The organism is Bernardetia sp. ABR2-2B (assembly GCF_037126435.1).
Lineage (GTDB): Bacteria > Bacteroidota > Bacteroidia > Cytophagales > Bernardetiaceae > Bernardetia.
The window spans coordinates 2,016,938-2,041,930 of the sequence record NZ_CP147020.1 but is presented as its reverse complement, the minus strand read 5'-3'; the positions used below and the strand labels follow the sequence as shown (position 1 = coordinate 2,041,930).

The 24,993-nt window shown below is 32.6% G+C and carries 18 protein-coding genes; 12 read left to right on the top strand and 6 right to left on the bottom strand.

All coding sequences use genetic code 11. The features are described from left to right. Positions 1–190: 190 nt before the first annotated feature. From WAF17_RS08540 to WAF17_RS08515, 6 genes are all read left to right on the top strand, one after another. Positions 191–694 (top strand): hypothetical protein, encoded by a 504-nt coding sequence (locus WAF17_RS08540; protein ID WP_338768802.1) that lies wholly within the window; start codon positions 191–193, stop codon positions 692–694. Between the two features lie 203 nt (positions 695–897). Next, on the top strand, positions 898–1,485 hold the full coding sequence (locus WAF17_RS08535) for a hypothetical protein (RefSeq protein WP_338768800.1): 588 nt from the start codon (positions 898–900) through the stop codon (positions 1,483–1,485). Positions 1,486–1,591: 106 nt separating this feature from the next. Next, on the top strand, positions 1,592–3,574 hold the full coding sequence (locus tag WAF17_RS08530) for an OmpA family protein (protein ID WP_338768799.1): 1,983 nt from the start codon (positions 1,592–1,594) through the stop codon (positions 3,572–3,574). A 214-nt stretch (positions 3,575–3,788) separates the two neighbouring features. Next, the gene (locus tag WAF17_RS08525) at positions 3,789–4,172 is read left to right on the top strand and encodes a hypothetical protein (RefSeq protein WP_338768797.1); all 384 of its coding nucleotides are present in this window, start codon (positions 3,789–3,791) and stop codon (positions 4,170–4,172) included. 317 nt (positions 4,173–4,489) lie between these two features. Continuing rightward, positions 4,490–5,404 carry a DUF5777 family beta-barrel protein gene (locus tag WAF17_RS08520; protein WP_338768795.1) on the top strand — a complete coding sequence of 305 codons (915 nt, stop codon included), beginning with the start codon at positions 4,490–4,492 and terminating at the stop codon, positions 5,402–5,404. A gap of 29 nt (positions 5,405–5,433) precedes the next feature. Further along, positions 5,434–6,000 (top strand): YceI family protein, encoded by a 567-nt coding sequence (locus WAF17_RS08515; protein ID WP_338768793.1) that lies wholly within the window; start codon positions 5,434–5,436, stop codon positions 5,998–6,000. A gap of 13 nt (positions 6,001–6,013) precedes the next feature. On the opposite strand, the gene WAF17_RS08510 is transcribed toward WAF17_RS08515, so the two are convergent. From WAF17_RS08510 to WAF17_RS08495, 4 genes are all read right to left on the bottom strand, one after another. Next, entirely contained in the window at positions 6,014–6,847 is an 834-nt protein-coding gene (locus tag WAF17_RS08510; protein WP_338768790.1) for a hypothetical protein, read from the bottom strand. Positions 6,848–6,882: 35 nt separating this feature from the next. Beyond that, positions 6,883–7,761: a YicC/YloC family endoribonuclease gene (locus tag WAF17_RS08505; protein ID WP_338768785.1), complete on the bottom strand. Its 879-nt coding sequence runs from the start codon at positions 7,759–7,761 to the stop codon at positions 6,883–6,885. 128 nt (positions 7,762–7,889) lie between these two features. Beyond that, positions 7,890–8,588 carry a hypothetical protein gene (locus WAF17_RS08500; RefSeq protein WP_338768782.1) on the bottom strand — a complete coding sequence of 233 codons (699 nt, stop codon included), beginning with the start codon at positions 8,586–8,588 and terminating at the stop codon, positions 7,890–7,892. 86 nt (positions 8,589–8,674) lie between these two features. Beyond that, positions 8,675–9,418 (bottom strand): FkbM family methyltransferase, encoded by a 744-nt coding sequence (locus WAF17_RS08495; RefSeq protein WP_338768779.1) that lies wholly within the window; start codon positions 9,416–9,418, stop codon positions 8,675–8,677. 249 nt (positions 9,419–9,667) lie between these two features. On the opposite strand from WAF17_RS08495, the gene WAF17_RS08490 reads away from it, so the two are divergent. The 6 genes from WAF17_RS08490 (at position 9,668) to fahA (ending at position 22,328) form a co-directional block, all read left to right on the top strand. Next, entirely contained in the window at positions 9,668–13,057 is a 3,390-nt protein-coding gene (locus WAF17_RS08490) for a two-component regulator propeller domain-containing protein (protein WP_338768776.1), read from the top strand. A gap of 503 nt (positions 13,058–13,560) precedes the next feature. Next, positions 13,561–16,602, top strand: a complete 3,042-nt coding sequence (locus WAF17_RS08485; protein ID WP_338768773.1) for a TonB-dependent receptor — start codon at positions 13,561–13,563, stop codon at positions 16,600–16,602. A gap of 87 nt (positions 16,603–16,689) precedes the next feature. Next, positions 16,690–18,069, top strand: a complete 1,380-nt coding sequence (locus tag WAF17_RS08480; RefSeq protein WP_338768770.1) for a RagB/SusD family nutrient uptake outer membrane protein — start codon at positions 16,690–16,692, stop codon at positions 18,067–18,069. Between the two features lie 281 nt (positions 18,070–18,350). After that, the gene (locus tag WAF17_RS08475) at positions 18,351–19,967 is read left to right on the top strand and encodes a hypothetical protein (protein ID WP_338768767.1); all 1,617 of its coding nucleotides are present in this window, start codon (positions 18,351–18,353) and stop codon (positions 19,965–19,967) included. 184 nt (positions 19,968–20,151) lie between these two features. Then, positions 20,152–20,859, top strand: coding sequence for a hypothetical protein (locus WAF17_RS08470; RefSeq protein WP_338768764.1), 708 nt, complete (start codon positions 20,152–20,154; stop codon positions 20,857–20,859). Between the two features lie 194 nt (positions 20,860–21,053). After that, on the top strand, positions 21,054–22,328 hold the full coding sequence (gene fahA, locus WAF17_RS08465) for a fumarylacetoacetase (RefSeq protein ID WP_338768762.1): 1,275 nt from the start codon (positions 21,054–21,056) through the stop codon (positions 22,326–22,328). 75 nt (positions 22,329–22,403) lie between these two features. Here fahA and WAF17_RS08460 read toward each other — a convergent pair whose 3' ends face one another. Then, positions 22,404–23,462 carry a metal-dependent hydrolase gene (locus tag WAF17_RS08460; RefSeq protein WP_338768760.1) on the bottom strand — a complete coding sequence of 353 codons (1,059 nt, stop codon included), beginning with the start codon at positions 23,460–23,462 and terminating at the stop codon, positions 22,404–22,406. A 212-nt stretch (positions 23,463–23,674) separates the two neighbouring features. Next, positions 23,675–24,538 (bottom strand): hypothetical protein, encoded by an 864-nt coding sequence (locus WAF17_RS08455; protein WP_338768758.1) that lies wholly within the window; start codon positions 24,536–24,538, stop codon positions 23,675–23,677. Between the last annotated feature and the right edge of the window lie 455 nt (positions 24,539–24,993).

Genomic DNA, 24,993 nt, shown 5'->3' with positions numbered 1-24,993 from the left:
TAGTTTTGGAAAAGTTGTTTGATTAAAAATTTATTTTAATAATTGTGTTTGTACTCTGTACAGATAATGAGGAGGAGTCTTATTTTCTGTGAAGTAAAAAATAGTTCGTAATTTTAGCACGATTTTTTGGTTACTCTATTGTGTTTTCTAATCTCTAGTTCCTAATATCCATTTCCTAAAATAAAATTCAATGAAATTCCTATTTCCTATTCTCTTTTTGATTGGCTTTCTTAGCTTTTCTTTTACGAATAAAAATCCTTCTCAAACTGATAAAAACCAGCTTACAGTAAAAGAGTTTATCTCATTTTTCGAAAATCGCAAAAATCCAGATGGAGTGGATAAAGAGATTGGTAAGAAAGAATGGATTTATGTAAGCTCTGAAAAGCACGGAACTACACAAGTAGATATGTGGATGTTCGAAATCTATTATCACGATGTGCAGTATATCATGCAAAGTATTTTTTCTCCACAAAAAGGACTAAAAACAAATCAATTACAACTTCATTTTCAGCACCGTCAGCCGTATGAAGATTTTGTAGCTCAATTTGTAGATTTTAATTTAGACCAAACCAAACAAGAAAAGAAAGGAAATATTTATATTACCCATTATGCAAACGATAAATATTTCGTTTATACCATCATTGATAGAAGCCAAAAAATGCCTTATCGTGTTACGATTGCAGAATTACCTTAACAATTTGTAACTTAGTGGCGTTTATATACTGAAGTTGTTTAAGAATGTGAGTTTTTCTCAGAATTGAGTTTGCAATCCCAACTCTAAAGAAAATGCCCCTGCCTTTGTTGGTGTTTTAACGTAGTGACACCAACAAATACAAAATCTATTTATTAAATAACTTCACTAACTATAAACCTCAACGGTTCAAAAAATAAAAAAATATGGCTGAATTTATATTTTTATCGATTTTTATTGTATTTATGATTCTGTTTGTCATTTATTCTCGCACCAAGAAATTGAGAGATAATTTCAGACACAATATGGACGAGGAAGAAATCGTCATCGAACCACCAAAACCCAAAGCAAGGCGTTCGTTGGAAGATACTTTAAAAGCTCTCACACAGCCTTATGAGCTTCCTAAAGAAGAAGAAGAAGTAAATCCTGCTGAAAATCTTTTGCAAGAAGTAAGAGAAAGAAGAGCAAGAGAGTTGGCAGAGCGAAACAAAAGTTTGAAGGAAATTCCAGAGAAAAAACCAATTATTCCACAACTTGGTACACCTATTACTGAAAGCCCAGAAACAAGACGTTTGAAAGAGCAATTAAATCGTGGTGTTCGGAGTAATCAAGATATTGATATATCAGACAGAGGGCAAAGACCTCAAAATTATTCTATGAATAGTGATGAAGCTCATTATGATAATTACAAAACTCAGCAGAGTGGCGCAAGGCGATTTGGTTCGATGATGAAAGACCCCAATTCTGTCAAAGATGCTTTCATTGCTTCTGAAATTTTCAAAACTAAATTTTAATGTTCTTTTATAAACTAAGATTCGTAAATTTGTTCCCCTTACTCATCAACTTGTTCAAACGCTAAGAATCTTAAAATTTCTTAGAGTTTTACGTAACTTTCCCATTTTGCAAAAATCCCTTGTTTTTATCTCTTGGTGCTATATTCTTTTGATTTCTTCCTTTTTGGGAGAGAATCAAAAAACTATGGCTCAAAATTCTTTCAAAAGTCAAAACTCTGCTTTTGAAAAGATAGATAATGATAAAAATGAAGTGGAGTTTATTTTAGATAAAACATTGAGAGGGCATTCGGCAGGTGTGCAAAATATTCGTTTTAGTCCTGATGGAAAATGGATTGCTTCGGCTAGTTTGGACAGAACAATTATTATTTGGGATGTCAAAACAGGTATTTTGAGACATCGTTTGCGTTCTCATTCGGCAAGTGTCTATGAAGTTACCTTCAACAAAAAAGGAAATTTACTAGCTAGTGCTTCCGAAGATGGAACAGTTTGTTTGTGGGATTCTCGCTATGGAAAACTTCTAGGAACATACAAAAATAAACCTTTATCTCTTACAAATGGACTTATTTTGCGTTCTGCTTCTTTTGTCGTTTTTTCTCCAGATGATAAATACTTGTATTTTGGTGGCGACAATGGTTATATTATGCGTGTCCGTATCGATATTCCGAATCAGATTCCGATGCAAGTTTTTTCTATTAATTCTGAAAAAGACCTTCTCTCAAATACGATTACAGGAGGAACTATTGCCAGTACAGAAAAAGAACTGATTTTTAGCGTCGACCATTATGTATATTCTATTTCTCTTCAAAATCATAAGTTAGTTCGTCGTTTTCATTATTCAAAATCAGATATAAATGATATTGTCATTGGTGCAAACAAGAATCAAATTACAGGTTGGGCATTTGATGGAATGCTTGTTATTTGGGATTATTTTTCTGCTCAAAAAGTGGATATTTTCAAAGTTTCTCCAAAAGAAAATTATAGTGCAGCATCATATAGCAAAAATGGAAATTGGGTAGCCACAGGTGCAAATGGAAAGATTGCCAAAATTTGGAATGTACAAACAAAAGAAAATCTAGCGATTCTTTCAGAGCATAAAAAAATAGTTCGTGTTTGTCGTTTTAGTCCAACTGAAAACGGAACAGTAGCAACAGCTTCGTATGATGGAAGAGTGTATATCTGGAAAGAAAAAAACGAAAAGGTAGAGGTGCAAAACGAAAAAGAAAATAGATTGAAAGAGTTGGAAAAACAACAGGAGAAAATTTTGGCAGAAATCAATCAACTTAAAGAACGAAAAGATGATAATCAAGAAACTGAAATAAGTGCAAATCAAGGGAATGAAAAAGTCAGTGCAGCCTGTGATACAGTTTTTGTGGATAGAATTGTAGAAAAAGTAGTTGAAAAGCCTATTTATTTAGAAGCTAAAAATAATGACTCTGAAAATCTATCAAATATAGAATTAGAAAAGCCAAAAGAAATCATTAAAGAAAAAATTATTTATGTTCGTGATACAGTATATATCAGAGATACGGTTTATCAGAAAGTCTTTGTAAAAGCAGATGAAAAATCTAAAAGTATAAAAAATAATCTTACTGCTAATAACAAAAATGAAGTAGTTCAGAATCCTTTAGAGAATGAAGGGAAAAATAAGGAAGACTACAAAGAGGAAATAGAAAATAAGAATCAGAGTGAAAATAACGCAACAAAGCAAAAAGAAGAATCGGAATTTGATAAACAATTCGTAGTTGGAAAAACGCTCAACCTCCATAATATTCAGTTCAAACAAGGAACATCTACACTATTGAGTGGAGCTTATTCAGATTTGGAAAAGCTCCTAGCAATTCTCAAAAAATATCCAAAAATGAAAATTTCTCTAGGTGGACATACCGATAATGTAGGTTTGCACACCGTCAATCTCCGTCTTTCGGGAGAGCGTGTCCGAACGGTTCAGAATTATTTAGTTTCACATGGTATTCCTCGTTCACGCATTCAGACACGAGCGTATGGAGGAAAATATCCTATTGCCAGTAACTCAGAAGAAGAAACAAGAAAACTCAATCGAAGAGTAGAAATTACAGTTCTTTCAAAATAAAAAAGAAAATCTAGTATTTTAGAAGAAAAGTTTTTACCTTGTGTGCGTATATACGTTGTTAGTATAATGAATAGCAACCTTCTTTATTAATGAATTGCACTTACACTACTTAGCCTTTGTTGGTGTTTTAGCGAAGCGACACCAACAAACACACACACCTATTCTCAAACAACTTCTATATTTCCTTTCTACTTATAAAAAAACAAAAAAAACTATGAAAAGCAAAGCAAGATTTCTATTTATTGCCTTACTCTTAGGCTTCGTATTTACTTCTTGTGAATGGAAAAACGAAGAAGAAGAGGGAATTACAGTTACTGATTGTGATACTTCACAGGTTACACTTTCAGGAGATGTGAAGCCAATTTTACAAACAAATTGCTATCCTTGTCATTCTAATACTGCTGCATCTTCTATTGGTGCAGGAATAAATCTTGAAGATTACGAATCTTTAAAATCTAGGGCAGATGGAGGCTCACTATTAGGTTCTATCAGCCATATGTCTGGGTTTTCTCCAATGCCAAAAGGTGCAGCCCAAATTTCTAAATGTAACTTAGACTTTGTAAAGGCTTGGATTGAAAATGGCGCACCTAATGACTAGAAATTATTTTAACAATTCTCATAAAATATAAAATTTGGGGGTGAAGGTTAAATAAATTGCTCATATTACTAGACATTTTCACTAAATAGGTCAGTCCCAAAGGGCAGACCGTCTATATGAAAAACTAAATCTATTTACTACAAACGGTCTGCTCTACGAGGCTGACCTACACAAAAATAAAGAATCAATAGTTGGTTGTCTAGTAGTATATAAATTACTACTTTTAAAATTACAAGTATTTGATAATCAGATTATTGTATTCATTTACAATTAATAATTTGTCATTCCTTAGCTATTACTACTAAAAAAACGAAACAATGAATAGATATTCCTTACTTACTACTGCTTTTCTATTTTTCTCTTACTTTTTGATTCAGTTTTCATTTGCTCAAGATGACTTAGACGCTCTTTTAGATGAGCAAGAAGAAGAAAGCCCAACAACTGATTATGTTTTGGGAGCATACAAATCCACTCGCCTTATCAATCTTCACACTACTGAAAAAGTAGCCAAGGGAGCTTTAGAATTTAGAATTTCGCACCGTTTTGGAACTTTAGATGGTGGAGGATATGAGTTTTTTGGCTTAGACCAAGCAACTATTAGGTTGGCTTTTGAATATGGAATAAGTGATAGAGTTATGATAGGTTTGGGTAGAAATTCTTTTCAAAAAACGTATGACGGGCTTTTTAAGGCTGACTTATTACGACAAAGCACTGGCGAAAAAAATATGCCTATTAGTCTGACTTACGTAGGAACAGCAGCTATAAATACGTTAAAACCTCCTACAGGACAAGAGCGAACTCTTGCAAATCGTTTGAGCTATTCTAATCAGCTTATTTTGAGTAAGAAGTTTAGCGAAGGATTTTCGTTTTTACTTGCACCTTCGTGGGTGCATCGCAATCTTGTTCCGACTGAAAATGATGCAAATGATATTTATGCACTTGGTTTTGGAGGTAGAATAAAACTAACCAAAAGAACATCTTTCAATGCTGAATATATTTATCGTTTGCCTGTTGAAAATTCGCCACTTTTTGATTCTTTTTATAATTCTCTTTCAATAGGTTTTGATATTGAAACTGGTGGACACGTATTTCAATTACATCTAACAAACTCTCGTTCGATGATAGAAAAAGGCTTCATTGCCGAAACACGTGGCGACTGGCTAGACGGTGGCATACATTTTGGCTTCAACTTAACAAGAGAATTTGTAGTCAATAGAAGCAAATTCAAATAAACTAATCAAACCTTAACATCAACTCACTTATGAAAACTTATCACTCAGTATTTATTTTTGCAATATTATTTGTTTTTCAAAGCATCTTCTCAACTGTTTTTGCACAGCGTTATACGTTGGAAGAAAGTAAAGTACACTTTTTTTCTAGCGCACCGATGGAAGACATAGAAGCCAATAACAAAGCTTGTAAAGGCGTAATTGATACTAAAACTAATGCCTTTTCTTTTCGTATTCCTATCAAATCATTTATTTTTCCATCTTCTCTGATGCAGCAGCATTTTAATGAGAATTATATGGAGAGTGAAAAATATCCAAATGCAACTTTCAAGGGGAAAATAGAAGGAGATTACAACCTTAAAACTGATGGAACGTATGATGTAATGGCTGTTGGAGATTTAGAAATTCATGGCAAAAAACAAGCTCGTAAAATCCCTAGTCAGATAATTGTAAAGAATGGAAAGGCTTCTATCAAAAGTACATTTAATATAAAATTAGAAGACCACGATATAGAAATCCCTTCTCTTATGTTTCAAAAAATAGCTGAAACTATAAAAGTTGATATGGATTCGGATTTGAAGTTGTATGAGAAAAAGTAGATGAAACCTTTTTTTATTCTATCAACAAACGCCTATTAGGAATATTATTTTTACCGAAAGTAAGAATGGCATTTATTCCAAAAATAGGCGTTTGTTGATTTAGATTTCTTGTAGGTTTTAGTTCTTCTCCATCCATATCAAACTGCGCTAAAGCGATAAATTGTTTGGTATGAAATCCTACAAATGCTCCCAAATAGATATTTTTGTGAACAGGGAAAAACCATTCTGTTTGGATGCGCTGCTCTTGAAAAAAACGACGTTCCGAATTTGGGTTTATTTTCTGAATTTCTTTAAAAAGCTCAAAAGAAACTGTTCCAATAAGTTTTTTATTTGAAATAGTAAAATATTTATTTGCTGCAAACTGAAAACGAAGCCTAGAAACAGGGTCGTAAAAAGAATTATTTGATAAAATTCTCTCAAAAGCTACTTGCTGCCACAAGGTCAAGTCAATTTTTCTGATAGGAGAATAATGGCGAAAATGTCCACGCAAGGTAGTCGTATTAATATTCAATTCTGAATATCTAAAGGAAAGCCCTCCAATCCATTTTTGAGAAAGTAAATGTTCATAACTTAGATACAAGCTTTTTTGATAGAAATAGTCTTCGTCTGTAATCTCCATAGTAGAATGTTTCCCTAAAAGCTGAATAAGAAACACATTTTTTGAAACAAAGTTACTATCAAGGTTACTATTCTGATTTAATTTATTTGGGCTAATTTGAGCATTCAAGCCAAACCAAATATCATTTTCTAGTCGTACCTTTTCTTTTGGGTAATTGTTCTGACTGTACAAGTTAGGACATAGAAAATGTCCTAAAAACAGAAGAAAAAGACTAAAATATAATTTCATAATTCATCACTAATAATTAATAACTTATCACTAAATTAAAGTACATTCAAAGTCTGTTCCTTTATTTTCTCTAGCTCTTCCTTCATTTCTACTACAAAATGTTGCATATCTGCGTCGTTTGCCTTTGAGCCTATGGTATTTATTTCTCTTCCCATTTCTTGCGTAATAAAATTTAGCTTCTTACCACTAGTGTTTTCCTTTGCTAATTCTTTCAAAAAGTAGTCAATATGCGTTTTTAAGCGCACTTGTTCTTCGGCAATATCTAACTTTTCGGCATAATAAATAACTTCTTGCTCAAAGCGATTTTTATCAAAGTGTTCTGAACTGACTACGCTTTCAATATTTTTCTCTAATTTTTGACGGATTTTTTCTACTCTACGAGGTTCTATTTTATTGATTTCTGTAAGTGAATGTTGAATAGATTTCAAACAGCCTTCAATATGATTTTGCAAAGATTTTCCTTCGTCTTTTCTAAACTCATTGCAATCCAAAAGAGCCTTTTCAATAGTTTGATAAATGGCTTTCCAATGCGATTCGATGGCTTCTTCATTTGCTTTTTCTATAAAAACATTGTCTTGCATCATCGCAATTCTGAAAATATCATTGGTCGGCGCATTTAATTCTCTAGCCGAACTCATCATAGCTTCATAATAACTACTTACAAGCTGCTGATTGACAACCAACTCAGAAATACTCTCTCCCTTCGAAACGTAATTGAGATTAATATAAACCTTTCCTCTTTCTAGTATTTTTTGAGCTAGATTTTTGACTTCAATTTCTTTATCTGCAAACAGTTTTGGAAGGCGAAGACTACAATCTAAGTATTTCGAATTGACTGTTTTTATTTCTGTATTGATGGTATATTCTTCGTTTTCTAGGTTGCTACTTCCATAACCTGTCATTGATTTTAGCATATTCTTCTGTTTGCTTATAAATTGAATTTTGTTTTTTGAAGTGATAAAGATAAGAAAGTTTGATTGAATTTATTTGTCATCGTAACGGAAAACTGAAATTAAAGACTAATAACAGCAACAACAAAGGATCAGTTATTTAAAATAAATTTACCCTTCTTTTCTGAAAAAATAAAAGTCTTCTTATGTTTATTTAGCACCTCATGTTTTAAACAATTATAATCAAGATATAATTTTTCATCTTTTATATAGATATCTATAGAGCAATTTCTTACTATTTCCATATCATCATTTTTAGGAACTGAAAAGAATTTACTAAAGCCGTTATACTGTATTGTACATGTTTCTTTGTTTACGGTTATGACATCATAATAAAAAATCTGTTCGCCAACTTCTGTAGCATAAGCTTCTATGAAAAGAAGATGATAGTTTTTATTGCTTATTTCTATGACATTAGTTATAGAATCTATATTAGATGTGCGAATGGTGCTATCTCCTTTTAATGAATATATTTCAATCTCATTCTTAGGTTTCATATAGTTTTTATCAGATACTACAGCAAGACAACCACTTATATTTTTAAAAAAATGAATATTTGTAAAGTGTGTTTTAGAGTTTCTCAAATTAAAATATAGCCTTCTATCTATAGATTCTATAACTGCATTTATCTTATTATTTTTCATTTCATAAAGAACAGAGTCAGTATAATCTACACCACTAATTTTTAGAGTATCAATATTGTATTGTGCTACACAATTAAAACTTTTTGATAAAAAAAATAAAATAAGTATGGTTTTTAACGATAAATAAGTCAATTTTTGTATTTTCATGTTGTGTCCTTATTAGTGTTCCATTTTTGTAAAAAAAAATCTAGCCGTCGATTAGTTACTATTCATTTTTCTCTTCATTTGTCATTTTAATCATACGAATTACTCTCAAAAACCTTATTCTCTTTTCTATAAAAAAACATATCCATTTGCCAAAGCATATCATCTTTTTTTCTTCTCATTATATCTACCAAATCAGCACAGTAAAAGCCTTTTTTATCTAAATATTGGCATAATTCATAAAAACGAAGGCTATTTTGTGAAGCATCTTCATCGTTTTGTACAATCTGAAAATTATATACTTCTATTATTAATAAATCAGCTTGTTCTAATGTCTTGGTTGCTCCTTCCAAAATTGGAATCTCAAAACCGTGTGTATCTAATTTTACACAAAAAGGAGGTTGTAATTTATTTTTTTCTACCTGCAAATCTATCGTTGTAACAGGAACAGTAATACAATCATCTAGTTTTTCTTTAGAAGCCAATCCTGCGTGAAGGTCGGAAGCATCAAAATAAATTTCTCCTTCGGCATCTCCAGCAGCAGCCATACAAATCGAAATATTTTGCTTTTTTGATTGAAAATACTCTAAATCCTTACGGTGTCCTTCTTGTGCCTCAACTAGCAGATAATGTGATTTTGGAAAGAATTGCATCGCTAGTTCTGTCCATCTTCCATCCGAAGCTCCTACATCGATAAAGCTTTTTGGGGAAGTATGTTTTGCACTGCGTTCTAACCCACCAGCCATTGTAAGGGAGTTTCGGTCTATTTTATCTATGTGGTAGCCCAATTTATTGATAAAAGCTTTTAGAGAGCGTACTAATTTCTGTTTCAAAGTTAGTTTTGATTATTTTTATAAATGAATATGCAAAATTAGAAAACCCTTTTTCAAACTCAAAACTAGAAAAACGATTACTTAGCTGCTTTTATTGATTTTTAGAGTAAAAATTACACAGAAAGTAGAAAAAATATAAAATAGTAGTGGATTTTTATCATAATTTTAAGCAACTTTGTTTGTTGGAAGTTCTATCAACCCAAGAAATATTTCCTTTTAATTTTTATTCATTTTTCTGTTCCCCTATTTTTGAACTCTAATAAAGAAAATATAATCATAACCAAAAACTATCAAAAAGATATTTTGCCGTATCAGTTTGCAAAACTTTTTTCTATGTCTTTTTATGCACTAGCTTTAATTATAAGCTGTTTGGTTGGGCAGAGTATATTTTCTGTTTCTTATGCACAAGGAAACATGTCTTTCGAACATATTACTATCGATGAAGGACTTTCTCAAAATACTCCTAATGTTTTCTTTCAAGATTCTCGTGGCTTACTTTGGATAGGTACACAAGATGGACTAAATATGTATGATGGAATCAAGTTTCATCATTACAAACGTGCTGTTGATAATATAAATTCTATTTCAGATAATCTTATTCTGTGTATTACAGAAGATAGAGAAGGAAATATGTGGATAGGAACAGAGGGAGGGTTGAATGTTTTTGACTTTGCAAAGCAACATTTTATCAGATACAGAAACAATCCTATTGACGAAACAAGTATTATCAGCAATACAGTTCGTTCTATTATCTGTGATAAAAATGGTGAGATTTGGGCAGGAACAGACGAAGGTTTAGTTCATTTTATCAAAGATGCCAATACATTTGAGACATTCAGAACAAAAGATATTGATGAGTGTATTGTTCGCTGTTTCTTTGAAGACAAAGAAGGAAACTTATGGATAGGCACAAATGCAGGATTGGCTCTTTTTGATAGAAAAACAAAGCAGTTTGAAGAGAGAGGCTTTAAGCGTGATGCTATCAATTGTATAACTATGGATAATGAGGGCAATATTTGGGCAGGTGGAGCAGGTGGGCTTTTCAAAAGAACTTTTTTAACATCGAATCATATAGATGTTGTCCAGAATAGGTATTTGAATATAAATAGTGTTTTTCTTGATGACAAAGGGATTCTTTGGCTCATGACAGACGATGGTTTGCAGTATTTGAGACCATGGTGGAAGTCGCCTCGTTTACGTGTTATTCGTTCTCGTAATACAGATCCATCTAGCCTTTCTTCGAATGATATTCTGACGATGTTTGAAGACCAAGCTGGTATTATTTGGATTGGTACAAATGGCTATGGTATCAATAAATTTGATAGAAATAGAATAAAATTTGACACCTATACAGCTTCTCGTACAGGTTTGAGTGATAATACTGTACGTAGTGTTTTGGAAGACCAACACGGAATACTTTGGATAGGAACAGTACAGGGACTGAATAAATATAGAGAAGATCTAGAAAATGCTTCTACTGTCGGAACAGTGGCAGGAAAAGGAATTTATGCTTTATATGAAGACAATCAAAGTCAAGTTTGGGTAGGTACAATAGAGGATGGAATTTATGTCTTTGATAATAGAAACCCTTCTCTCGGTGCAGTTCTGAAAAAGCGTTTTACAACAAGAACTTCAAAAGGACTTTTGAGTAATTCTATACGTGTAATTTATCAAGATGAAGCAGGTACAATATGGGTAGGCACAGATAAAGGAGGTTTGTCAAGGTATGATGAAAAAACAAATTCTTTTAAGTCTTTTGCACATGACCCTAATGTTCCTAGTTCTTTATCAAACGATAGAGTAAGAGGTATTTATGAAGACTCTGAAGGAACACTATGGATAAGTACATATGGTGGAGGACTTAATAAGTTTGATGCAAAAAATGAAGTTTTTTCTGCTTATAAAAGCAATGTAAACGATAAATACAGTATTAGTACAAACCGAGTATATCCTGTTTATGAAGATGATGAGAATAACTTTTGGGTCTTGACGTACGGTGGAGGTTTAAACACATTAGATAGAAAAAGCAGTAAATTTACCCACTTTACCGAAGAAGATGGACTTCCTAATAATGTGTTATATGGAGTGTTAGAAGATTCTAAAAAGAATTTGTGGTTTAGCACCAATAGAGGGATTAGTAAATTTAATCCTCAAGATACAACTTTTACCAATTTTGGTGTAGAAGATGGTTTACAAGCCAATGAATTCAATTCGGGTGCTTATGCAAAAGGAAGAGGTGGAATGATGTATTTTGGAGGAATAAATGGTCTTAATTATTTTCATCCTGATAGTATAAAAGGTAATAGCTATATTGCTCCTGTTTTATTTACCAATTTTCAAGTCAATAATAAAGAGGTAGAAATAGGAGATAGTAGTCTTATTCAGAATCATATTTCCCTTGTTGATAAAATACAACTTACTTATAAGCAAAGTTCATTTTCCTTTTCTTTTGCTTCACTACATTATTCACTTCCAGAGCGAAATAAGTATCAATATAAATTAGAGGGATTTGATTCAGACTGGATAGAGTCTGACAGAGGAGAAGCTCAATACACTAACTTAGATGCAGGAGAATATACTTTTTTAGTTAAAGGTTCTAATTCGGATGGTGTGTGGAATGAAGATCCTATTTCAGTCGAAATTAGTATTACAGCAGCTTGGTACAATACACTTGAAGCAAAAATAGGATTTGCTCTCATAGCTTTATTAATTCTTTTTCTTATTTATAGATGGAGAATATGGCGAGTAGAGCAGAAGAAAAAGCAATTAGAAGATAAAATAGTATTGCGTACAACAGAACTTATTAAAGAAAAAGAAAAAGTAGAGGAACAGAACACAATTATAGAATCTACAAATAAGAAAATTACAGACTCTATTCGTTATGCACAGCGTATTCAAGATGCCATTATCCCCTCAGAGGAAGAAATGGTAGAAGCATTTACGGAGCATTTTGTATTGTTTCAGCCTCGTGATATTGTAAGTGGAGATTTTTATTGGGGATGGAAAAAAAATGGAATAAGTCAGTTTGCAGTAGTAGATTGTACTGGACACGGTGTTCCTGGGGCAATTATGTCCGTAGTGGGTTTTGCTATGCTTGAGCAGACGACTAAAGTAAAGCGAATAGATGAACCCTCTAAAATTCTTACTGAAATGAATGAGGGAATTGTAGATTGGCTCAAACAAAACGAAGGAAACGTACTCCACGAGACAGGTAAAATGTGGAAAAGTCGTGATGGAATGGATATGTCTATGATTTCCTTAGATAAAGAAAACTACAAAGTAACATTCTCTGGAGCAAAAAATTCATTGTTTTATACCAAAGATGGAAAAATTGAGGAAATAAAAGGAGATAGGTTTTCTATTGGAGGTACGTTAAAAAACAAACAAAAGGCATTTACTGATAAACATATTAGCCTTCAAAAAAATGATATGATTTATTTAACAACAGATGGATTTTTAGACCAGTTTGGTGGTGGGGAGAACAAAAAATTTTCTAAGAAACGATTTATAGAATTATTAAGTAAAATACAACATCTTCCTCTAGCAGAGCAAGAAAAGAAACTACAAGGTAGCTTTACACATTGGCAAGGATTACAACGCCAAATTGATGACATGCTTGTAGTGGGAATACGGATGTAAAATCAGTAATCTTAAATTAAGAACACTTTGTATTAAAAAAAATACTATTGTTTACATTGCACAGGCTACTGTTTAACAACTTGAAATAGAGTAGTTTAGTAGATAAAAGCCATTATTTAACACCCTTTTATATAAAATTTTGTAAAAATCATTTTGTCTTAATATAAATTTTGACTTAATTGCATTCATAAAAATTACCTTTTGTTAAGAACAATGATGTGCTATTGATACTAGAAATTGATAATTATCAAATTAATTTATTCTTTTTATGGTATTTAATAGGTTTTCTGTTAAAAAAGACTTAACTTAATGACCCCTTCAAGTTCTATACTAACAAAAGTCAATTTTTATGACTTAATATAATTTATGATAATTAGTCATTATAATTCATAATTTTTCTGAACAGAAAAGCTAAATGAGTTATTATATAACTATCAAAATAAATATACCCTCCGAAAACTATTTTTTTTAAATTTTTCATTATCAAATTAATCAATTTACTCATGAAGAGAAAATTATTACTTAGTATGATGTTGATGTTCTTGCTTGTTAGTTCAGCATGGGCACAACGAACAATAACAGGTACTGTAACTTCTGCAGACGGAGCTTTACCTGGTGCTACCGTTCAAATAAAAGGAACAACACAAGGTACACAAACTGACATGGAAGGAAGATACTCTATCTCTGTTCCTGAAGGTACAGAAACCCTTGTTTATCGTTTTGTAGGTTACAAAGTGGTAGAAGAGACTATTGGAAACCGTACAGTTATAGATGTAACTATGGCTGATGGAGCCTTAGAGACTGTCTTTGTTACTGGATATACAGGAAACAAAACTCGTGAAGAACTTGTTTCTGCTATATCTGTAGTAGAGGGTGAAGAGATTGCTCAAGTACCCTTGACTGATGTAAATCAGCTTATTCAAGGTCGTGTAGCGGGTGCTCAAACTACAAGTAGTGTAGGACAACCTGGTGCTGTTGCTCAAATTAGAGTGCGTGGTACAGGGTCTGTTGGTGCAAACCGTAGTCCACTTTACGTAATTGATGGTGTGATTGTTCAGGATTCTCCAGACCTTTCTGCTATTTATACAAATGACGGTGGTACAGAGACATCTCTGATTCAAGATCCATTATCCAATATCAATCCTAATGATATAGAGAATATTACAGTATTAAAAGATGCTGTTGCAGTTGCTCTTTATGGTTCTCGTGGTGCAAACGGTGTAATCTTAGTTACTACTAAAGCAGGTAAAGGTGGAAAAACAAAATTTAAGTTAAGTTCTCAGTATGGAACTACTACTCCAAACTTCAATGGTTATGAAAACCTTTCAACAGACCAGTATTTGGATTATTATACTGAAGCACTTGAAAACTCAGGCTTTCCTCAAAGCGTAATAGATGCACAGTTTCCTAATGATGCTAGAAATACAAATACAAATTGGGTAGATGAGGCATTCCGAACAGGTATTACTCAGAGCCATGACTTATCTGCTTCTGGTGGAAATGAAAAAACTACATTTTTTGTTTCAGGTTCTTACTTTGAACAGCAAGGTATTTTGATAGGAAGTGATTTTGACCGTTATTCTGGTCGTGTTAATATCAATCATAAAGCGAATGACAAGTTTTCTTTTGGTACTCAATTGAATGTTTCTTATACTGATAGAAGAAGTGCTTCGCCAGGTAATCAATTCAATAGTCCATTATTAGGTGCTTATTTAAATGCTCCTTATGATTCGCCTCGTGACCCTGTTACTGGAGAGCTTGTCAATGGAGTTGGTTATGCCACTTTTATTCAAGATAATTTTGTTCGTACTACGGCTTTAAATAAAAGAAATAGTGGAACATTCCGTACTCTTGGTAATTTAAATGCAAGTTATAAAATCATTAAAGGTCTTTCTTTAGATGCTAAAGTAGGTATAGACTGGATTAATCTTTCTGAGAAATCTATTACTGACCTTACTACTAGTGATGGTGGTCTTAGAGACCCTGACGGTGGTGTTAGAGGACGTATTACACAAGGTATAACAGAGAACTTTACACTTACAAGTCAAGCTGTTTTGAGATACAACCGTACTTTCAATGAAGTACACACATTTGATGTTTTGGTAGGTGGTGAAACACAATCTAACAAAAATAATTCTTTTGGTACTGGAGGTACTGGCTTTGCAAATGGACTGTTATTGACACTTAACTCTGCAGCTGTTCCTGAATCTACTTTTGGAGCAAGTAGTGATAATAACTTTGCTTCTGTTTTTGCTAATGCGAATTACTCTTATATGGGTAAATACCGTCTTACTGCAAGTGTTCGTAGAGATGGTTCTTCAAGATTTGGTGCAAATAATCAATCTGCTACTTTTTGGGCTGTTGGTGGATCATGGAGTGTGAAAGATGAATCTTTCTTACAAGATGTAGAAATTATCAATCTTCTTAAGCTTCGTGCAGGTTATGGTATTTCTGGTAATGCAAACTTCTCTACGCAAGATTCTCCAAACAATAACTTTCCTAGTTTAGGTTTATACAGCTTTTCAGCTGCATACAATGGACAACCAGCTGCGGTTCCTTCACAAATTGCTAATCCTAACTTGAAATGGGAAAGAACTTCTCAGTTTGATGTTGGATTAGACTTTGGAATCTTAAAGGAGAGAATCAACGGTTCAATTGATTATTATAGTCGTGAATCAGTAGATTTATTATTTGAAGTTCCAGTTCCTTCTACAACAGGTTTTACTACTCGTAATGATAATATCGGTAAAATCCGTAATACAGGTGTAGAAGTACAGGTTGTTACTCGTAATATCGTAGGTGGTAGAGATGGATTTTCTTGGACAAGCACTTTCTTATTTACTTCAAACAAAAATGAAGTAGTTGAACTTCCAGGTGGAGTTGATATCGTTCAAGGTACACAAGTACTTAGAGAAGGAGAGCCAGTTCGTTCATTCTATTTAAGAGATTATCAAGGTGCAGACCCTGAAACAGGAGCTCCTACTTGGCTTACTGAAGAAGGTACACTTACTTCTAGTTATGGTGACGCAAATCGTAGAATTGTTGGAAATGCACAGCCTAAATGGTATGGTAGTTTCATCAATTCAGTATCTTATAAAGGTATTGATTTCTCAGCATTACTTTATGTAGTACAAGGAAATAGTCTATATAATGATACTCGTCGTATCACAGATTCTGATGGTGCATTCTACGCCTTGAATCAAAGTGCAGCTACTATTGAAGATCGTTGGAGACAACCAGGAGATATTGCAAGTCGTCCACAAGCATTAATAGGTGGTAACTTAAATGCAAATCAAGCTTCTACTCGTTACTTAGAAGACGCATCTTATGTTCGTTTGAGAAATGTTACTTTAGGATATACACTTCCTACAAGTGTGCTTTCTAAGGCTAAATTAGCTGGAGTAAGAGTATATGTACAAGGTACTAACCTTTGGACTGCTACTAATTATACAGGATTTGATCCTGAAGCAAGTGAAGTTGGAACAGAGTTCTTCCGTTATCCAAATGGAAAAGCACTTACATTTGGACTGGATATCACTCTGTAATTACTTCAAAATATTTTATAATAGATATATCTTATAGATATATCTATTATAAAAATTTGTCTAAAAACAAATAAAATTTAATAAAAAATGACTATAAGAAAATATATAACAGCGGCCGCATTAGCAGCAACACTTCTTGCTACAACTAGCTGCGATGACTTTCTGAATGTAGAGCCAGAACAGTCGCTAAATGATGATCAAGTATTTAGTTCTTTAGATGCAGCAAATGCTGCAATCCTAGGTATGTATGATCGTATGCAGACACTAAATTACTATGGACGTGATATTATAGTAATTCCAGATTTAATGGCTGATAATACACTTATTACTAGCGCAAACTCTGGACGTTACGTAGATTATTACTCTTATAATGTAGTAGCCCAAACAGGTACTATTCGTGATCTATACACTAGAGCTTATCAGACTATCAAAGCTGCTAATAATATCTTAGCCAACATAGATAATTTGGAGGCAAGTGGAGCAGAAAATGAAGCATTACGTAACTCTATTAAAGGAGAAGCTTTATTTGGTCGTGCACTATCTCATTTTAACTTGGTACGTCTCATTGGTCGTCCTTATACGGACGGCAATGGCGCTAACTTAGGAGTACCTGTAGTCTTAGGGGCTGAGGATGAATTTAACGGACGTGCTACTGTAGCAGAAGTTTATGCACAAGTCATTGCAGACTTGGAAGAAGCTGCTCCATTGATGTCATACTCTACTCCTTTCCGTATCTCTGACCAAGCTGCTTATGCACTTTTATCAAGAGTATATCTTTACAAAGGAGATAACCAACAAGCAATTGATGCTGCTAACCAAGTAGATGGATTTGATCTGCTTCAAGGACAAGCTTACGTAGATTCATGGGCTGCTTCTGGTTCTTCTGAAGAAATCTTTACTTTAAGATTTGCTGCTGATGAGAACAGAGGAGCTGACAACTTAGGTGATATTTTCATTCCTAGTGGTTATGGCGATATCCGCCCTACAAATGACTTAATTGATGTTTATTCAGCAGGTGATGTCCGTTTGGGTTTTATCAGACCTGATGATGGAGATGACTATAATTTTAAGTTTGGTGGTGAAAATGCAATATCTGGTCTATCTAGTCCACGAGTCATTCGCTATGCCGAAGTATTATTGAATAGAGCAGAAGCACAGGCTAAACTAGGAAATCTTAGTGCAGCATTGGCAGATGTAAATTCAATTCGTTCAGCTAGAGGAGCAGATGCTTTAGGATCTATTACAGTAGATGAAGTTCTTGAAGAAAGAAGAAGAGAACTTGCATTTGAAGGACATCGTTTGTTTGACCTTACACGTAATGGATTAGGAGTAACTAGAATTGAGAATACAAACTTAGGTGGTGCACCAAGTGTAATCGATTTTAATGATCCTAAAATCATTCTACCTATTCCTGAACGTGAAAGAGATGCAAACCCAGGTGTCTTAGAACAAAACCCTGGTTATTAATAATAAGTAACTTACGTTTTATTCTATCATATTAGAATTTAATAAATCAAAAAACCACTAAGAATTAATTTTTCTAGTGGTTTTTTTATGCCTAGTTGTTAAATCAAAAATCATACTTAACTATTTTTAACTCTATCAGTTAGTTATTTATGAGAAACAGATGCGACCTTTTGAGTGTTTTTTGCATCTACTTTTTAAACTACTTAGACAAATGATTTTTATTCTAATCATTTTCTAGACATTTTTTAACTCTTGATTTTTACTAAAAACTAACTTATATAATGAAAACTATAAAACTCATACAATTAAATGAATTTTCAATAAGAAAAATTATAGGAATAGTTACTTTAGCAACTACTTTTTTTTATTCCGACTTTGCTTCTGCTCAAACTAATCCAGTAGCACAAGGTGCTTTTGGATATTATATCGATGCTAATCGTTTTGCCCAAACTATTCCTACCATGGGGGCAAATGCTCGTATTCAAGGCATTGGTGGTGCAGCAACAGCTATTGGTGGAGATATTAGCTCGGCTTCTGTTAATCCTGCTGGTCTTGGATATTTGCAGCGTTCAGAAATTACATTTTCGCCCTCACTTTCTTTCTTAGGTTCTGATGCTACTTATAATTTGGGTTCTCAAAATACACCAACAGAAGATGCAAAACTCAATTTTAACTTTGCCCAACTTGGAGGAGCATTTGTTTTGCCTTCCAATAATTCATCAGGCTACAAGGGAGGAGCATTTTCTATTTCATATAGTCGATTAAATAGCTTTCACAGACGTACTAGTTATGAAGGAACAAATTCTCAAAACTCTATTATAGATTATTTTATAGATCAATCTAATGGAATTCCTTGGAGTCAAATTTATCCAGCATCAGGTGGAGCAACTGATTTATTGGCACTTGCTTATAATACTTACTTGACTGAAGAAAGTAATGATGATAATGGAGGAATGAACACCTATGATTCTCCTGTACCTTATGCGACAACTCTACAACGTGAAACAATAGAGTATTCTGGAGCGCAAAGTCAATGGAATTTTTCATATGGTGGAAATTATGATGATAAATTATTCTTTGGCGTAGGTTTAGGAATCCAATCATTTAATTATGATGAGGTAAAACAATACGAAGAAATTGTAACAGACCAAACGATAGTTCCTGTTTTGAACAATGTGATTATTGGTGAAAACTTATCTATTTCTGGAACAGGCATAAATCTTACAGCAGGTGTGATTTATCGTCCTATCTATGCTGTTCGTTTGGGCGCAAGTATTACTACACCTACTTATTTTTCTATCAATGATACGTATAATGCAAGTATAGATGCTTTTTATAATAATTATAATTATGGAACAGATGAAAATCCACTTTTTTTAAATGATGTAGGTGAAAGTACAGTTGATATAGAAAGTACATATAATATGACTACACCTTTACGTGCCTCTTTAGGAGCTGCATTTTTTGTAGGAAAGTTTGGTTTTATTAGTGCTGACGTTGATTTTATTAATTATGAATCTTCAAAATTACTTAGTCCACCTGCTGAATTTAGCTTTACGGCAGATAATCAAACTATCAAAAATCTATATGCTTCTACTATGAACTATCGTTTAGGAGCAGAACTTCGTCTGAATACATTTTACTTGCGTGGTGGAATCGGTCTGTATGGAAACACAATGAAAGAAGATTTCCGTAGAGAAGATGAAGATGCTTTTCAAACTCGTATTTCGGGTGGTTTGGGCATTCATAAAAAGGCATTTTATGTAGATTTGGCAGTTGTTCAACAGGCTACTAATACTGCTTATACACCTTATAGCTTATCTGATAATTCAAATCCTACTATTGATATAAGAAATACGACAACTAATGTAGTTGCAACAGTTGGTTTTCACTTTTAGAAAGAGAAAATCACAAGTGAACTGACAAAATATAGTAAAACCAATTACTTCAAATAGTAGTTGGTTTTTTTCTTATTTATTGATGAAGATTTTAAGCCATAGTTTTTTCGTACTTTTGTAATTTCAAAGATATTTTAATTTAAAGAATTTTAATCAGAAACTATATCAATTTTATAGAAATAATATGGAAAACTACACGCTCAATTATTATAAGACTTTTGCTGATGACATGAAAAAAAGTCTCCAAGCTGTTTTTGATGCTTATAATGGATATTTTGTGCAAGAAGCAATTCCTGCATTTGGAAGTATAAATAATCAAGGAGATGCTACCAAAATCAATTTTGCTACCAATGCTCATCGCAATTGTTTTACAGATTATGTGCTTTTAGAGCAGCGAGTACAGAAATACAAGGCATATGAAATTTACTTAAAAGAACAAGCAGAAGAAAAAGAAGCTGCTTTGATAAATAAGTTTGTGCCTTCTTTTGATAAATCTTATACTTCACTTTTCAGAATTGTGGATATAGATGTAGAAGAAGGAATTATTTATTTTGATGATGTTTTGGGGGTAAATGAAGGACAGGAAATAGCAATTATAGACAAGACACTTACACAGTCTATTGACAAAAACCCTATCAATATGAATTTTTTGATGTTCTTTCGTTTTATTCCTTTTTTGGGAGATTTTATTGATTTGAATGATGATGAAGACACTCTCAAAGGAATGTCAGCAGGATATATTTATTTCTTTGAGCCACAAGAAGAGCGTACTCTGATAAAAGAATATGAAAAAATGGCTGATAAGGTAAGAGTCTCAAAAACTTCATCAAAAAGACAAATTGCTTTCACAGAACTAGATAAAAAATATGGTAAAAAGCTGTTGTTATCTTAAAAGGTAAATTCATTTTCATAAAATTAAAAAAGCCCAAAATTAAAATTTAGTTTTGGGCTTTTGGTTTATTTATAGGAGCTAATTTATTTTCATTATCATTTTTCCGTAACAAAAAAGGTTCTATATGATTATGTATATTTGCAGTATAGCAATCTTGAAAACTAATATTCTTACCATAAAACGACACATATTTCATGTCAGCACACACATTCAAAGCTAATAATCCAGCCTTAAAATCTTTTGTAGAAGTTTCGAAAGATTCTGATTTTCCAATTCAAAATTTGCCATTCGGTATTTTTTCTACTGATAATGCACAAGATGCTCGTGTAGGTGTGCGTATTGGAGATTTTGTATTGGATTTGGCAGAGCTTTCAGAACTCAATCTTTTTGACAATTTGGATTTTGACCACAGCGTTTTTTATGAAAATGTTCTCAATCCTTTTATAGAATTAGGGCAACAAAATTGGAGAGCAACACGAGAAAAAATTTCAGAATTATTACAAGCAGGTTCTGATTTAGAACGACATAAAGACAAAGTTCTTTTTTCGATTGAACAGGTAACGATGCACATGCCTGTAAAAGTAGGTGATTATACAGATTTTTATTCTAGTATCGAACATGCTACCAATGTAGGCAAAATGTTCCGTCCAAATGGCGATGCACTCCTTCCAAATTGGCGACATATTCCTGTTGGTTATCACGGTCGTGCTTCTTCAATTGTGATTTCGGGTACAGATATTCATAGACCTAAAGGACAAATTCTTCCAAAAGATGCCACAGAGCCTATTTTTTCGCCTTGTCGTTTGCTAGATTTTGAATTAGAGATGGCGTTCATTGTTGGAAAATCTACTGCTTTAGGAAATTCTGTTTCTATCAGCGAAGCCGAAAATCATATTTTTGGAATGGTTGTCTTTAATGATTGGTCGGCTAGAGATATTCAAAAGTGGGAATATGTGCCATTGGGTCCCTTTTTAGGAAAAAGCTTTGCCTCTTCTATTTCTCCTTGGATAGTTACTCTTGATGCTTTAGAGCCATTTAGAGTAGCCAGTCCAGAGCAAGACCCAGAAGTTTTGGATTATCTAAAATACGAAGAAAAACATAATTTTGATATTAATTTAGAAGTAGATTTGATGCCAGAAGGTGGAGAAGCAACTACAATTTCAAAGTCTAATTTCAAATATATGTATTGGAATATGGCGCAACAACTTACCCATCATACTGTAAATGGTTGTAATATTAATGTTGGCGATATGTGTGCTTCAGGTACAATTAGTGGAAAAGATGAAACAGCGTATGGCTCAATGTTGGAACTTTCTTGGGCAGGAAAAAATACAATCAACTTGAAAGATGGAGGAGAACGCAAATTTATTCAAGATAATGATACGATTGTAATGCGTGGTTTTTGTCAGAATGATTCTGTAAGAATTGGTTTTGGCGAAGTAAGTGGAAAAGTTCTTCCAGCTAAATAAAAAAAAGTTAGATTGTTCTACCAAAAATGCTTACAGAATCAAATTGATTTTGTAAGCATTTTTTATGAATTATAATTACTTTCCTAAAGCTCTTTCAAAAAGTTGGAGTAGGAGTGCGAATCCTTCCTTAAAGTTGTTTTTCTTTTGTTCGAAAGATAAACTTCCGTCTTTGTTTTCTGTAATCAAATAAGTAAAAACAAAATCTCCATTTCCATTTTGCCAACCATCTAATTGCCCAAAACGAAGGTCATTGATTTGATAGATTTTTTTTCCATTTTCTGTTCTTGTTTCTACAGTATAATATCCTTGTGGAACTTCTAAGAGTTGTTTGACTTTTTCATTATCTTTTATTGGGTCTAAAAGCTGCCAGTTTTTATCAAAGGAATAATATTTTATTTCCGTATTTTTATCCAAAACAGAATAATATCCACTATAATAACCGTTTTCTGTTTCGACAATATTATTCCAAAGTAGAATATTCAAAGGTGTTGTCTTGGTATCGTAACGTAGGTAATCAATATTTTGTGCTTTTAAGTTTTCTTCAAAAACAGAATTTACTCGCTGCTGATTAATCACTCCCATCAACAAATAAAAAGAAGACATTCCCACGCCAAACCAAACCAAAAAAGCACGTTTTTCATTGTATGAATTTTCTTTAAAAACAGGAAGAAACCTAGCCCAAAGAAGTAAAATAAGAAAAGGAATAGTATAGAAAAAATCAACTACAAAAACAGTCTTTGTAGCGTAACCATAATCTGAAAAAGGATAGAAAATTTTTGTTCCCCAAGTAGTAAAAATATCTAACCAAGAGTGTGTAATCATTCCCCAAAAAAACAAATGTGTCCATCTCCAAAAGCTCATCTCTGATAGAAATTTGAGCTTATATTTCGTTCCCAAAAAATTAAAAAGCCAGCCCAAAAGAGGAGCTATCAAAACTGCAAACAACACAGAGTGCATCAAACTACGATGCCAACGCAGTTCTTGTACAATATCCAAAAATGGATTTGCCAAAACATCTAAATCTGGAATTGTTCCTGCAACTGCTCCCCAAAGCATAGCTTGATTTCCTATTTTTCGCCCTGCGATAAGTTCGCCAACAGCTGCTCCTAATACGATTTGTGTAACTGAATCCATAAATTTTCTAAAATAACTTTGTCCAAACTAGAAAAAAGAATACAAATTTATAAAAACTTTAGGGAAACTAATGATTGAATTTTTTAATGTAAAATTTTTAGAAAAGACTTTTTAGTTGTAGAACAATTCAAATAAACAAAAAAGCATTTGATTTTAATGAATCAAATGCTTTTTCTAGTCTTTAAGAGTATAAAACCACCTAAAGATTATTTTTATTTCAATTCAATTTTTCTACTCAAATAGTTTTTTCCTTGACGAACAACAAGCGTATAAGTATCTGTTCCATTGACAGCCAAATCAACTTTTCCTTCATAATTTCCAGAAAAATCAACTAAAGATTCAAAGTAAATTGCATTTCCTTCAGAATCATAAACTTCGATATAAGTTGTTTTCTTATCAGCCTTATTATTTGATAATGAGAAATTTAGAGTAAATGTTCCTTCTTTTTCTTGTGGAGTGATTTTGACAGAGCTTTGAACAGTTTCATCAAATAAAGTAGTTGTTTCTTTCTTCATTTTCTCCGAAAGAATTGGATTTTTTTCTACATTAAGCTCAGAGAAATTACGCTCTATATTCCTTCTTTCTTTATAAGGACGGCTATTTTGTGTAAGAATGCGAATACGAGGAGAGCCATTATTGATGTGCATTTCGTGTAATTCTTCTTCAAGTTCTTCCAAACCTTCATGTAAATCCTCTTCAAAATCTTCATCAATTTCGATTCGAATTTGAGCTAATTCTTCGTTTGCTTCTTCTAATCCTTGTCTTGCTTCTTCCATAGCGATTTCAATTTCTTCGTTTACCTCTTCCCAATCAACTTCTTCAAGTTCTTTGAAAGCATTTTTGAGTTCAACTTTTAATCCTTTTAAATTTATTTTGAGTTCTTGTCTTAATTCATCTATATCGTCTTGTTCGATGATAATTACTCGTTTTCGATTGGTTTTAGTATGCGTGTTTGCGTCTATACGGTAATGTTCTTTTTCTGATTTATCTTCTTTATTTTCAGTGTCTTGTGCAAAAGTCAAGAGAGGAAATGTGAAGAGTAAAAAAAATACAACAGGAGTGAGAAGTGATTTCATTGAATATAATAATTTAGGGTACTACTTTTATTTTAGAGACAATATTTTTTCTGAAAGGTTGCAGTATCTATTCAATTTATAATTAAAACAGTCTTTTTTTAACACTTATTTAGAGGATAATAAAAAGTAATAGTAAAGCTACTCTATAAAGTTAGAATATTTTCTTTTAGCTAGTAAAGCTATACAAATATATTTTTTGTTTAGCTTTATTTATTTTTTTATACACAAATATAATAATTTGTTTTACAAGAAGTGATTTTTGTTAAGTTAGGGTTTGTTTTTTTGATATAAAAATAGTATCTTTATTAAGTAAAATAATCAGAAAAAACAATTAAAATTCTTTTTACAGTTTGTCCTTAGTGTCTGTTTGAGGGATTTCTATTAATTCAAAATAATTTCATAGAATCTTTTTTTAGAAGTGCCTTTATGAAGTAAAACACTAAAAAAATAAAATT